Origin of the sequence: Limosilactobacillus agrestimuris (assembly GCF_943193105.1) — a bacterium.
In the GTDB taxonomy this organism is placed as follows: domain Bacteria; phylum Bacillota; class Bacilli; order Lactobacillales; family Lactobacillaceae; genus Limosilactobacillus; species Limosilactobacillus agrestimuris.
Map to the genome: position 1 here is coordinate 26439 of NZ_CALPCW010000012.1, position 13116 is coordinate 39554.

Consider the following 13116-nt stretch of genomic DNA (forward strand, 5'->3'; position numbering starts at 1 on the left):
CATAGGTTATCTCTCTCCCTTTTCCTGTATTTGCGGATGAAAATAATGGTAGCGACAAACTGGATAGTACGATTCATTACCACCAATCTGTACCTGTTCACCTTCATAAACCGGTTGACCATCATGAACCCGTAAGTTCATCGTTGCCTTTTTTCCACAGAACCAACAGATTGTCTTCATTTCTTCAATCTTGTCAGCATAAATTAGTAAATATTTTGAGCCTTCAAATAATTCATTTTTAAAATCATTTTTTAGGCCAAACGTCATTACTGGAATGTGAAGTTCATCAACAATTTTGATCAACTGAAGAACATGCTTCTTCTTTAAGAATTGTGCTTCATCAATCAGAACACAATAAATTTTCTCATCCATCTGTCGAACATAATCATAAATATTGGTATCTGCCATTACGGGTTGAACCTTTCGCGAAAGGCCAATCCGACTTGCGATAACCCCTATTCCTGATCGGTCGTCCACACCACTCGTCATCAAGACAACTTTCTTGCCCTGTTCTTCATAGTTATGAGCGACCTTAAGAATATCAATGGATTTCCCAGAATTCATTGCGCCATACTTAAAAAATAGTTGCGCCACGGTTCGCACTCCTTTTTATACACATAGATAAATCTATTATATCTGAAAGCATTTTTCATTTAAATACTTAGCTGATAGGTAATGGTTTCTTAATATTAATCCGAAACACTTTTCTTTTAACCAATTAAAGATTAAAATTAGTCGTAATCTAATTTCGGTGAAAGGATTTTGAATACATGTCATTACGCAGTTCACTTGCTGAAGCAGCTGGTCGTTCAAGTTATTGGTTTCTTCACACCTTTATGAATGGTGGAAGTTCATTACCCGGGAAATTAACATTAAAACTTGATCCCAACATTCTCCAAGCATTCAGCAAAAAGTATGATTTAGTAATTGTTACTGGTACTAATGGGAAAACCCTTACTACTTCTTTAAGTGTTCGGGTCCTTCGAGAAAAGTACGATCAGGTGTTAACTAACCCTACTGGTTCTAACATGGAACAAGGGATTGTTACCACCTTTATTACTGCCCCTCGTCCAAAGAAGAAAGGGCTTGCGGTTCTCGAAGTCGATGAAGCAAACGTGGTAAAGGTTACTAAGTATATCACACCAATCGCTTTTATCTTCACTAATATTTTCCGTGATCAAATGGATCGCTACGGTGAAATCTACACAACCTATAAAAAGATTCTTAACGGAGTTAAGCTTGCTCCTAAAGCAACAATTATTGCTAACGGTGACGAACAACTATTTAATAGTCAAGATTTACCTAACCCAATCATTTACTATGGCTTTAAACATGAACACCATGAGCCCTTTAATGCCCCAGCCAATACGGACGGTCTCCTCTGTCCCAAGTGTCAGCACATCTTAAAGTATCGGATGCGGACCTACGCCAACCTTGGTGATTACTTCTGCCCAAATTGTGGTTTTAAACGGCCTAAATTAACCTATGCTGTCACTAAGATCGATAAATTAACCCCGACTAGTTCAACCTTTGAACTTGATGGTGAACAATATACTATCGGTATCGGTGGCCTTTACAATATTTACAACGCCTTAGCTGCATATGCTCTTGGAAGGTTTCTCGGAGTTAGCCAATCTCAAATCAAAGATGCTTTTGAATCTGATGAACGAGTCTTTGGTCGTCAGGAAGTTATTAACGTAGATGGTAAAGAAGTCACATTAATCTTGGTTAAGAATCCAGTTGGCCTTAACCAAGTTCTTGATATGATTGAAACTGATCCTCAACCATTTAGTTTTGCTTTCCTCCTTAATGCTAACTACGCAGATGGAATTGATACGAGTTGGATCTGGGATGGAAACTTTGAAAAATTGGTCGAACATAATATTCCCCAATACATGACTGGTGGCGAACGTTATAAAGATATCACGACACGACTTAAGATGGCCGGAGTAGATAATATGTGGCACGAACCTGACTTAAACCAGGTAATTGGTAAGATTAAAGAAATGCCAACAAAACATGTTTATATCCTAGCTACCTATACTGCTGTTCTTCAACTACGAAAGCAATTAGCTGAAAAGGGCTATATTAAGGGAGGAATGGACTAATGGCAAAGTATCACCTTAATCTTGCACACTTATACGGAAACCTCTTAAATACGTATAGTGACGTAGGTAATATCATTGCATTGCGTTACTATGCTAAACAGATGGATGCTGATATCCAAGTTAAAGTTATTAGTATTGGTCAAGAATTTGATCCGGCAAAATTTGATATTGCCCTTTTTGGTGGCGGTCAAGATTATGAACAATTTGTTATTTCAAAAGACTTACCAAATAAGCATGACGGAATTAAGAAGTTTATTGATGATCAAAAGCCACTTCTGGCAATCTGTGGAGGTTACCAGTTACTTGGTAAATACTACGTTGGGGCTGACGGCGAAAAGATTCCCGGATTAAGTATCCTTCCCCACTATACCCTCAGTCAGGATCATAATCGTTTTATCGGGGATATCACTATTAAAAATGAACAAACCGGGGATGAATACCACGGCTTTGAAAACCATAACGGAATGACCTTCTTAGGAAAGGGTGAACGACCACTTGGAAAAGTGATTTCAGGTCACGGTAATAATGGTCAAGATCACACTGAAGGAGCGATCTATAAAGAAGTTTACTGCTCCTACTTCCATGGTCCGATCCTTACCCGAAATGGTGAAATTGCTAAACATCTCTTACTTACGGCACTTCATAATAAGTACCCAGATGAAGACTTTAGTCAACAAGAAAAATTAATAATTAATCCTACATTTTAAAATTGAAAGAGGCTGGCAAAAATTTCGCCAGCCTCTTTTTTATTAAAAGTTAATTCCACCACGGATAATCATTACTAAAGCAAGGATCCCTGCTACACCAATGACTAACGCAATTGCTTTTTCAAACCTTCTCATCTTTGGAGCAGCTAATAAATAAACTGGAATACCCAAAGCAAAGATGATCGCACTTGCAAAAGCATATTCAATCCCTGTAGCAAAGAGTGTATAAATTGCATACGCTGAGGCAATCAAAGCAACTAATTTGAAGCTCCAACTATAGGACTCCTTAAATGCTAACTTAAGCCCATACAAGGATGACAATAAGTAAGCTACTAATGTCGTTGTGGTAGCTAACGTATAAGCAATTGTATATGCAGTTTGTAATTGTGGTAAAAGCAAAACAATTAAGATAGCCTGCATAATCAAAGTATAGACAATTAAGGCAAATCCCGGAACGTTATGCCGGTTAACCAACTTAAACGGTTTCGGCATTGCACCATCCATACTTGTAACGTAGGCTATCTCAGGACCAATCATGAACCAACTTAGAAGGGCTCCTAGAAGGGAAATCAATAATCCCACCTTAATGATCAGCGCTCCCCAAACGCCAATCACACTCTTACTAAGGACAGTTGCTAATGGTACTGAAGAAGTACTTAATTCATGTGCCGGAATAATTCCCATTGGTAGCAATGAAACAAGAACGTATAAGCACCAGACAATGACAAAGCTAATCACCGTTGCCAAGCCAACTTCTGAATGTTTCTTTGCCCGTCGTGACATTGAAACCGCTGCTTCAATTCCAACAAAGCACCACACAATCGTACTCATTGCTTGTCCAATTTGGTGTGAAAGATTCTCTGGTTGCCCAGTTGATACTAACACATGGGACCATTGCTGAACACTAAAGACGTGCGGTTGAAACAGGGTAATTCCAACAATGATTACAAGAATTAAAGGTAGTACCTTGGCAATGGTAATTACAGCATTTAAGATACTGACCTTTCGAACACCCCGCCAGCCAATCCAAGCATAAACCCAAAGGATGATCGATCCACCAATAAAGCAGCCAAAAGGTGACAGTGGATGTGGCAACATACTATTCAAGGTTTTGAAGAATAAGGAGATAAAGGCAATGTTACCAAAAATTGCCCCTAACCAATAGCCCCAAAAGGAATTAAAGCCAACGTAATTACCAAAACCTTCCTTTGCATAGGTATAGATACCACCATTGAGATCCGGCTTAACAATCGTTAGTTTGTAAAATACTAACGCTAACATTAAGATCCCAACGCCGCCAATTAGCCAAGCAATCAATGCAGCCAATGGGTTTGCCTTTAAAATAAGGTCGGTGGGACTATTAAAAATTCCACCGCCGATTATTGTTCCAACAATTAAGGTGATTAAGAGGAATAGATTTAACTTCTTTTCCTTCACCTTAATCACCTCGCTTGTTTTTTATTCAGTTATTATAACACATTAACCAACAACAATTGTACCATTGGCAACAAGCCAAATAGCAACAATACTAAGAATAAGAATTAATACCATAACCCACTTTTCAGTGGCTGACATCTTGCGGTCGTTTTCACGGCAAGCAAGGTAGTAAATAATGAATCCAGGGATGAAACTGATGGAAACAAGTAATACTTCTTGCCAACCAGCCAAGAACATGCATGCGAATATGAATGCGGCTGAAAGTAAACCAATTGTGAATTGACCCCATTCCTTGTGTGCTGAACTGTACTTCATTTGGTAAAGACCAACGAATAAGTAAGAGAACAGGATAGCAGCAGAACAAAGTGAGTATGCAAATTCATATGCCTTTTCAGTGAAAAGAAGTGAGAAGAGGAAGATTGTTTGCAATACAGCAGTAATCATCAAGGAAGCAGTTGGTGCGTTCTTTGAGTTAACCTTTCCCCAAATCTTTGGCATTGCCTTATCATCGGCAACTAACATTGTAGTTTCAGCTGGTAGCATGGTCCATGACAACCAGGAAACAATAGTTGAAATAATCAAACCAACGTTAATCAAAACTGAACCCCAAGTACCAACAGTATCTTGAAGAACATGACCAATAGCTGGTTGACCCATTGAAGCCAATTGTGCCCGGTCTAATGCACCGTAAGGCAAGATTGAAATCAATACATAGATAACAACTAAGATACCAAAACTAACAAGTGAAGCTTCACGAGCAGCAGTCAATGACTTAGCACGACTAGCCATAACAGAAGCACCTTCAACACCGATGAATACCCAGATCAGAGTCATCAAGGTACCCTTCATTTGTTCCCAAACAGAACCAGTAGTGGTTCCCTTTGAGGCGTTGTTAGCAACACGGCCCCAGAAGTCAGCAGTGAACATTCCGGCCTTGAAGCAAACAATCATGACAATAATGAAGATAACAAGTGGTAAGACCTTGCAGATCGTACCAATCATGTTGACAAAGGAAGCACTTTCCACACCATTGTTAACAAGGATTGTCAAAAGCCAGCAGAAAACAATTGCAACAATGATTGATGGTAGGTTTTGACCACCCTTGAAGGTTGGGAAGAAAGTACCAATTGAACTCATCAACATTGTCGCGAAGGCAATGTTACCAAGCCAAGCAGAAAGCCAGTATGACCAACCAGAAATAAATTCACCCATTGGTCCGAAACCAGCACCTGCGTAAGAGAAAATCCCAGCAGTTAAGTCTGGACGTTTTTCAGATAAGTTGTTCAGTGACAAAACTAACATTAAGAACCCGATACCAACAAAGATCCATGCTAATAGGGCAGGCCCAGGTGCGGCAGCGGCTGAAACATCACTGGTAATCCCAAAGATACCAGTACCAATACAGGAACTAACGATTAGGGCAATTAATTCGCCTTTACCGATTCCTTTCTTTTCGTTTTCCATCTTTACACCCCTTTTAGTCTAAATGTGAGCTAATGTGTTTCATTATTAAATTGTAAATTACACGTGCATCACTATTGTTCTTGCTAATGATGATTAAAGTATCATTTCCTGCAATTGTCCCCACAACTTCAGGAATATCTAATTCATCAAACATTCCGCCAAGAATTGTCGCGTAGCTTGAATTCAATGCTGTCTTTACAACATTGATAAATTGCACGGTTTCGATTGTTCGGACATTATCACGGATTCCCGCATAAAGCCTACTAAAATCATGTTCTGGTGTCAGTTGCAACTGGACATAGTAGGTATGACCCTCACCATCGTTAGCCTTAACAATATTGAGCGCATGAATATCACGAGAAATCGTCGCTTGAGTCGTTTCAATCCCCTGTTGGGTTAATAAATCCAGCAATTCATCCTGGGTCTCGATCTTGTGATCACTAACTAACTGTTCGATCACCTTTCGTCGCGCCTTACGATTCATCCTCGTTCACCCCTAATCACAATTTAACAACTTAATTATACAACAATGCCGTTTTAGTACAATAAAAGCAGCGAAAACACCTACTACTGAACTATGAAATCAGTTTCAAAGTGCATTTGCTGCTTTTTTCAAACTAACTAGTTTTTAAGATCTTCACGTACAATTGGGCAGGACATGCAACGTGGACCACCACGACCACGAGACAATTCACTTGAGCGAACCTCATGAACGAGAATTCCGTGCTTCCGCAGCAAATCATTAGATACATAGTTACGGTCGTATGTAACAACTTCACCTGGTGCAATTGTTAACGTGTTAGAACCATCGTTCCATTGCTCACGTGGAGCAACGATTGGATCACCGTTACCAGTAGGGATCAAGTCAATTTCTGGCTTGTCCAATACTTCTTCAAGAACCTTTTGAAGGTCTGTACGGTGTTGGATTTCAATTTCGCCATCCTTACCTGGGTGGAGAATGTAAGTATCAATCTTACCACCATCCAAGATTTGCGGATGAACAGTAAATTGATCATAGTTAATCATTGTGAAGACCGTGTCAAGGTGCATCATAGCGTGGTTGTGTGGAATGTGGATAGCAACAACAGTATCGTAGTTGGAGTCCTTGAACAAGTTCCGTGCAATATCCATGATTGCATCTGCTGAAGTACGTTGTGAAATACCGATAGCAAATACGTGGTCGGAAAGAACTAATTCATCCCCACCTTCGATCCGAGTGTCATGGTAACGATCACGCCATACATGAACACCCTTGTTAGCGAACCGAGGGTTGTGCTTGATGATGTATTCAGTGAACAGTGATTCACGTTGACGAGCCTTAAATGTCATGTGGTTAATGGTAATTCCATCACCGATTGAGGCTTGTGGGTCACGAGTGAAGTATGCGTTTGGCATTGGATCCATGAAGAATGGGTAGTCAGCATCTTCAGCCATTTCAGCAAGTGAAACGAACTTAGTGTGAATTTCATCCTTCCGTACCCCGGCAATAATCTTATCAACCATTGCTTGAGTATCCATGCTAAGCAAGTATTCCTTCAAAGCGTCATGAACAGCACCAGCAGCATGGCCGGATTCTGCCAACATCTTTTCAAGGAATTCATCCTTTACTTGATCATCTGCCAAAGCTTCAGCAGCCAACTTAGCGAAGTAAAGTACTTCGATTCCTTGGTCCTTTAAAGTCTTAGCAAAGTAATCATGTTCTTCTTGTGCGATTGGCAGGTATGGAATGTCATCAACCAGCATGCGGTGAAGAATGTCTGGGTAGACATTTTCAATTTCATGACCAGGTCGATGAAGCATAACTGTCTTAAGCTTACCAATTTCAGATGTTACGTGAATTGGGCTTTGCATATACACTCACTCCTTTGTGTGCTTTCATTTGATTACGTGTATATAATAGCCGTTTTTGAAACCGTTGTCAAATTAGTTTTGGCGCGGATTTGTTCAATTAAGCATCTAGATGTATTTTGACTAAAATTATACAAATTCATATGCAATTTATCCTCGTAAAATGCATATTTCGTTCAATAAAATTGCATAAAATTGAATAATAATTTCACAAAGTTTTTTGAATTGATTAAGCGCTTTCTTTTTCATGAAGGTATGTTGCAAAAAGTTGATCACGGGCCCATAAATAATCATCATTTTTTGCACTCGGGTGGACCCGATTTGTGAGGACAATCATCCCCTGGTCTTCCTTCTTATCAAGGATTAACCATGTTCCCGTAAAACCAGTGTGGCTAATTATCAAATGACGATCATTAGTTGCATGAAGTAACTTCCACCCTAAGGAACGGCTATGTTCTTCAGGAATCAACGTTTGATCCATAAACATCTGATCAACTATTTTTCCCTTTAAAAGGTCATTCAGATTAGTTTCAATCAGTGCTCGGCTATACTTCAATAAGTCATCCAAACTGGCAAATAGTCCAGCGCAACCACATTCTTCACCAAGAATGTAAGCCTTTGGATCATGAGCCACTCCCCGAATTAACCCCCGCTGCGGTTGAATTTCAGTAGGAACTGCATTTTGAGAAAGTGGCCTAAAGGTTGCCTCAACCATTTTTAAGGGTTCTAATACCTTCTCAGTAATCAATTGTTGGATTGGCTTTCCAAAAATTCTTTCTGCAATCCAGCCAAGGTACAAGAAATTGACATCTGCATACTTAATTTGACGGTTAAAGCTTTCATCAACGTGTTGTTGTGTTAAATAAGCCAGCTTTAATTCAGTCGCAGTTAATTCATCGCGATGAGGAATATAACCACAAATCCCCGATGTATGGGTTAAAAGATGGCGAATCGTTGGACGAGGATCACTAAATTCCGATAGATATTTCTGCACAGGATCATCGAGTGTTATTTTCCTCTCCTGAAGCGCCATCGCAATTACCGGGACGGTCCCAATTACCTTTGTTAATGATGCTAGATCGTATTGCATTCCAGCACGCAACTGTTCCTTGTCAGGCTGAATTTCTGCTAACCCCCTCACTTCTCGATATTCCTGATCATGATCAAAAAGAACATAACTAACTCCCGGAACAATTCCCTGATCCACCATTGCATTTAAGCCAGCAATTGTTTTTTGATACTGTTGCTTCATTGATTATTTCCTCCATCATTATTAATGCACACTATTGTACCGCAATAATAACTTAACAAAAAAAATCGCCCAGTCTACCAATTAAGACTGAGCGATTATATTTAACTATCTTTTAGTTATCCTACAAACTATTGCCCACAAACTGGCTGTTATAGAGATCCGCATAGAAACCATTCTTCTTCATTAATGATTCATGGTCCCCGGTTTCAAGAATATGACCATGGTTAAGAACAATAATCTTATCAGCATTGCGAATTGTCGATAATCGGTGAGCAACAACAAAGCTCGTCCGGCCCTTTTGCAATTCATCCATTGCTTTTTGAATCAACTCTTCAGTCCGTGTATCAACGGAACTGGTTGCCTCATCAAGGATTAATATTTCTGGGTTTGCCAAGAAGGCACGAGCAATTGTCAATAATTGTCGTTGCCCCTGTGAAATATTAGAGGCTGATTCATCCAGAATAGTGTTGTATCCATCTGGCAATTCTCGAATAAAGTTATCCACATGAGCCAGTTTAGCAGCTCGATAGACTTCATCATCACTGGCATCATTTCGGCCATACTTGATGTTATCAAAAATTGTTCCCGTAAAGAGCCAAGTGTCCTGGAGAACCATTGCAATATGCCTTCGTAACTCATCCCGTGACATCGACTTGGTATCCTGCCCATCAAGGTAAATCTTACCATCTTTAACTTCATAGAACCGTTCCAAGAGGTTAATAATAGTTGTCTTTCCGGCACCGGTAGGACCAACAATTGCTACCATCTCGTTTGGCATTGCCTTAAGGTTGAAGTTTTCAATTAATGGTTCATCAGTATAACTAAAATCTACGTTAGCAAACTTAATCTTCGGCAATGGTTTTTCCTCAATTGGGGTTGGATCCGCATCAGAAGGAAGTAATTCAGGAGCATCAAGCACCTCAAAGATCCGTTCTGCAGAAGCAATCGTTTGTTGAATCGTACTACTCAAGTTTGCAATCTGAGTAATCGGTTGGGAGAACTGATTGGTATATTGAAGGAATGCTTGAACATTACCAAGAGTGATCTGACCATGGATCACCTCAATTGCCCCCACAACTGCAACCATCAGATAGCCTAAATTCCGGACAAAGTTCATTAATGGGAAAATCAAGATTGAGAAGAACTGGGCCTTCCAGGCAGCCTCGTAATAATTATGGTTCTTCTTGGCAAATGCTTTTTCCTCGTCCTTTTCCTTATTAAAGGTCTTTACAATTGTGTGACCAGCATAAACTTCCTCAACTTGACCGTTAATCTTTCCCAGTTCAGCTTGCTGGTTACTGAAGAAGCGCTGAGCTGTTGGTGCCACAAAGGCAACAATCAACGCACTCAGTGGAAGTGTAATCAACGCAACTAAGGTTAGCTTCCAGCTGATTGTAATCATCAAGATTAGGACCCCAACAAAGGTAATAATACTCGTAACAATCTGGATTAAACTTTGCTGGAGTGTTCCTGCAATGTTATCCATATCATTAACCATCCGGCTCATAATGTCACCGTTGCTATGGGTATCATAAAACTTTACCGGAACTCGTCTCATTTTTTCTTTCAAGTCTTCACGAAGGTTATACACAACCTTCTGAGAAATCCGGGTCATGATAATTTGCTGAGCAAAGCTAAACAACCCTGAAAAGACATATAACAGGATAACGATTAGGCCAATTTGGAAGATCCGGTGAAAGTCAATCGGGAGGCTTGTTAAGTGGATGCCGTGTTTCATCTCAGCATAGCCACGCATTATTCCATCATAAATAATTGTAGTGGCTTCCCCTAAAATTTTTGGCGCAAGGATTGATAAAATAACGGAGACGATCGCCATAATGATTGATACAATTACCCCAATCCACCATGGCTTCAGGTAAGCAAACAGGCGCTTTGTTGTTGGCCAAAAGTGTTGGGCTTTTTTAACCCTTCCTCGTGGTCCATTATGCATTCTGGTCATCCCCCTTTTCAATTTGTGAGTACACGATTTCTTGATATACCGGATTATCCTTCATCAATTGCTCATGAGTTCCTTGACCGACAACCTTTCCGTCATCCAACACAATGATCAGATCAGCATCAGCAACGGTTGAAACACGTTGAGCAACGATCACACTCACGGCACTTTGAACCTGCTGATCCTTCTTTAAGGTTTGCCGTAATTCAGCATCAGTCTTGAAATCAAGAGCAGAGAATGAATCGTCAAAGATATAAATTGAAGCAGGCTTAATAATTGTCCGGGCAATTGCTAACCGTTGACGTTGCCCACCAGAAAAGTTACTTCCTGATTGCTCAACCTTGGCATCTAAGCCACCAGCTTCTTTAACAAAGTCAGCTGCTTTTGCAATCTCCAAAGCATGCCACATTTCCTTTTCCGTTGCTTGTGGGTTCCCAAATTGAAGGTTTGAACGAATTGTTCCCGTAAAAAGAATTGCCTTTTGCTGAGTAATCGAAATTACGGAGTGTAATTTCTTTTGACTGAGCTTTTCAATCTGCACACCATCAACCTTAATTTCACCACTCTCAATATTAAAGAGACGGGGAATTAAGTTCACCAGTGTCGATTTCCCAGAACCGGTTCCCCCAATAATTGCTAAAGTCTGACCAGCTTTCACCTTAAAATTAAGGTTCTCTAATGCTAGTCGTTCAGCCCCAGTATAGCGGAAATTAACGTGATCAAAGCTCAATGAAGCTGGGTGATCCTTTAAAAGGTGTTCTTGTTCTGCCTTAGGAAGATCTTCAACACTTGGTTGATGTTCCAAAACGGCATTTACCCGTGCCGCAGAAGCTGAAGCCCGGGGAACAAATACAAAGACCATCGAAAGCATCATAAAGCTAATCATGATTTGGGTAGCATAAGTCATAAAGGCGATTAGGTTCCCGACTTGCATCGTCATATCAGCAATCAAGCGACTCCCTAACAAGATAATTCCAACATTAGTTAAACTCAAAATTAAAGTCATTACGGGGAACAGGAAGGATACTAAAGTGAAAGCCTTAATCGCTGTATCAGTATAGTCAGCGTTAGCTTTCTTAAATCGTTCCTGTTCACGATTGTCTTGACGAAATGCCCGAATTACCCGTACACCAGTAAGGCCTTCACGGAATATAAGGTTAATCCGGTCCGTTTTAAACTGAATACTCTTAAACAATGGCACTGCAAAGTACATTACAATTCCAACAACTACTGCTAAAATTGGCAAACTAATCAGAAAAACCTTTGTCAACCGTGGTTCTCGAACATATGCTAAAACACAGGCAGCAACTAGCATAATTGGTGATTGAAGCATCATCCGTAAGACCTGCATCATCACATTTTGGATCTGCACAATATCATTTGTTGACCGGGTAATCAATGATGAATCACCAAACTTACTCATATCCCGGCTAGAAAATTTCATTACATGGCTAAATACTTGTTTCCGCAACTTTTCACCAACCTGCATTGACTGGGTTGCCGCAAAGTAAACATTACCTGCAGCGGCAACAACTCCAATCCCAGCAACGATCAGCATTAAACCACCGGCATGCCAAATATAACCAAGATCTTGTTTAACAATTCCCTTATTCACTAGATCAGACGTGATCGTTGGTAAGTACAGGTCACAAGCTACCTGAACCAATAAGAACAGAACTGCTAAGGTCGTTGCCCATTTGACAAGGTTATTTTTAGCAATTTTGATCAAATTGTTCACCCTCTTTTTCGTCTTTTGGTAATTGATCACCATAGTAGTGGTGAAGATTTTCCCCCATCATGTTTATTACCTTAATAAAACTTTCCAGGTCGCCCTGGTCAATTCCTGCAAGGAGATGGATGCCAAAGCTGTGTCGTTCTTCCACAATCTTTTCGTAGCTTTCTCTTCCCTTTGGTGTTAACCGAACATGAATTATCCGTCGATCATTTGCAAGTCGTTCTCGTTTAACAAGGTTATCTCGCTCAAGACGATCAAGAACCTCGCTCAATGACCCCGGCTTAATCTTGGCCATATCCGCAAGTTCACGTTGCGATAAAGGCCGATCACTTAGTGCTAATATATGGATAATCCGTCCCCGACCAAGAAACATCCCCGAATTTTTGGCATTTTTCATCGACAAATTGTGCATCTGCCTGATTAACCCAAACAAACGGGGAAAAACTTCATTATCAGTAATCATCCTTTCATCTCCTATCGTTAGGTACATAACCATTAGGTGCATAACTATTACATAATAACGGTCTTCATAGAAAAAAGCAACGATTAAGATTTAAATTTAAAAAGTAAAACTCAGGTAACTCGCCCACGCGAATTCCTGAGTTTTA

Annotated in this window: 11 protein-coding genes; 2 read left to right on the forward strand and 9 right to left on the reverse strand. The window is 40.1% G+C overall.

Going from position 1 to position 13116, the window contains the following annotated elements:
• Nucleotides 1–6: 6 nt before the first annotated feature.
• The gene (locus NFR46_RS07750; protein ID WP_251576219.1) at nt 7–594 is read right to left on the reverse strand and encodes a thymidine kinase; all 588 of its coding nucleotides are present in this window, start codon (nt 592–594) and stop codon (nt 7–9) included.
• A gap of 176 nt (nt 595–770) precedes the next feature.
• On the opposite strand from NFR46_RS07750, the gene NFR46_RS07755 reads away from it, so the two are divergent.
• Together NFR46_RS07755 and NFR46_RS07760 are read left to right on the forward strand one after the other, a co-directional pair.
• A complete protein-coding gene (locus NFR46_RS07755) occupies nt 771–2108 on the forward strand; it encodes a Mur ligase family protein (RefSeq protein WP_251576221.1) in 1338 nt (445 codons plus the stop codon).
• On the forward strand, nt 2108–2815 hold the full coding sequence (locus NFR46_RS07760) for a type 1 glutamine amidotransferase (RefSeq protein ID WP_251576223.1): 708 nt from the start codon (nt 2108–2110) through the stop codon (nt 2813–2815). Before NFR46_RS07755 ends, NFR46_RS07760 begins: the two co-directional genes overlap by 1 nt.
• Nucleotides 2816–2857: 42 nt before the next feature.
• Here NFR46_RS07760 and NFR46_RS07765 read toward each other — a convergent pair whose 3' ends face one another.
• The 8 genes from NFR46_RS07765 to NFR46_RS07800 all read right to left on the reverse strand — a co-directional run bounded on the left by NFR46_RS07765 (nt 2858) and on the right by NFR46_RS07800 (nt 12971).
• Nucleotides 2858–4252 (reverse strand): amino acid permease, encoded by a 1395-nt coding sequence (locus tag NFR46_RS07765; protein ID WP_251576225.1) that lies wholly within the window; start codon nt 4250–4252, stop codon nt 2858–2860.
• 42 nt (nt 4253–4294) lie between these two features.
• The gene (locus NFR46_RS07770; RefSeq protein ID WP_251576227.1) at nt 4295–5716 is read right to left on the reverse strand and encodes a basic amino acid/polyamine antiporter; all 1422 of its coding nucleotides are present in this window, start codon (nt 5714–5716) and stop codon (nt 4295–4297) included.
• 13 nt (nt 5717–5729) lie between these two features.
• The gene (locus tag NFR46_RS07775; RefSeq protein WP_191684710.1) at nt 5730–6200 is read right to left on the reverse strand and encodes an arginine repressor; all 471 of its coding nucleotides are present in this window, start codon (nt 6198–6200) and stop codon (nt 5730–5732) included.
• 137 nt (nt 6201–6337) lie between these two features.
• Nucleotides 6338–7567: an arginine deiminase gene (gene arcA / locus NFR46_RS07780; protein WP_251576229.1), complete on the reverse strand. Its 1230-nt coding sequence runs from the start codon at nt 7565–7567 to the stop codon at nt 6338–6340.
• Nucleotides 7568–7793: 226 nt separating this feature from the next.
• Nucleotides 7794–8816: a serine hydrolase domain-containing protein gene (locus tag NFR46_RS07785; RefSeq protein WP_251576231.1), complete on the reverse strand. Its 1023-nt coding sequence runs from the start codon at nt 8814–8816 to the stop codon at nt 7794–7796.
• A 121-nt stretch (nt 8817–8937) separates the two neighbouring features.
• A complete protein-coding gene (locus NFR46_RS07790) occupies nt 8938–10767 on the reverse strand; it encodes an ABC transporter ATP-binding protein (protein WP_251576233.1) in 1830 nt (609 codons plus the stop codon).
• Nucleotides 10760–12502: an ABC transporter ATP-binding protein gene (locus tag NFR46_RS07795; protein ID WP_251576270.1), complete on the reverse strand. Its 1743-nt coding sequence runs from the start codon at nt 12500–12502 to the stop codon at nt 10760–10762. The genes NFR46_RS07790 and NFR46_RS07795 overlap by 8 nt, the downstream gene beginning before the upstream one ends.
• Nucleotides 12486–12971, reverse strand: coding sequence for a MarR family winged helix-turn-helix transcriptional regulator (locus tag NFR46_RS07800; RefSeq protein ID WP_251576235.1), 486 nt, complete (start codon nt 12969–12971; stop codon nt 12486–12488). The genes NFR46_RS07795 and NFR46_RS07800 overlap by 17 nt, the downstream gene beginning before the upstream one ends.
• Nucleotides 12972–13116 lie beyond the last annotated feature (145 nt).

Coding starts and splice junctions, on each gene's coding strand:
- NFR46_RS07755 (WP_251576221.1), top strand. CDS start 771: ATGTCATTACGCAGTTCACTTGCTGAAGCAGCTGGTCGTTCAAGTTAT.
- NFR46_RS07760 (WP_251576223.1), top strand. CDS start 2,108: ATGGCAAAGTATCACCTTAATCTTGCACACTTATACGGAAACCTCTTA.
- NFR46_RS07770 (WP_251576227.1), bottom strand. CDS start 5,716: ATGGAAAACGAAAAGAAAGGAATCGGTAAAGGCGAATTAATTGCCCTA.
- NFR46_RS07775 (WP_191684710.1), bottom strand. CDS start 6,200: ATGAATCGTAAGGCGCGACGAAAGGTGATCGAACAGTTAGTTAGTGAT.
- arcA (WP_251576229.1), bottom strand. CDS start 7,567: ATGCAAAGCCCAATTCACGTAACATCTGAAATTGGTAAGCTTAAGACA.
- NFR46_RS07785 (WP_251576231.1), bottom strand. CDS start 8,816: ATGAAGCAACAGTATCAAAAAACAATTGCTGGCTTAAATGCAATGGTG.
- NFR46_RS07790 (WP_251576233.1), bottom strand. CDS start 10,767: ATGCATAATGGACCACGAGGAAGGGTTAAAAAAGCCCAACACTTTTGG.
- NFR46_RS07800 (WP_251576235.1), bottom strand. CDS start 12,971: ATGATTACTGATAATGAAGTTTTTCCCCGTTTGTTTGGGTTAATCAGG.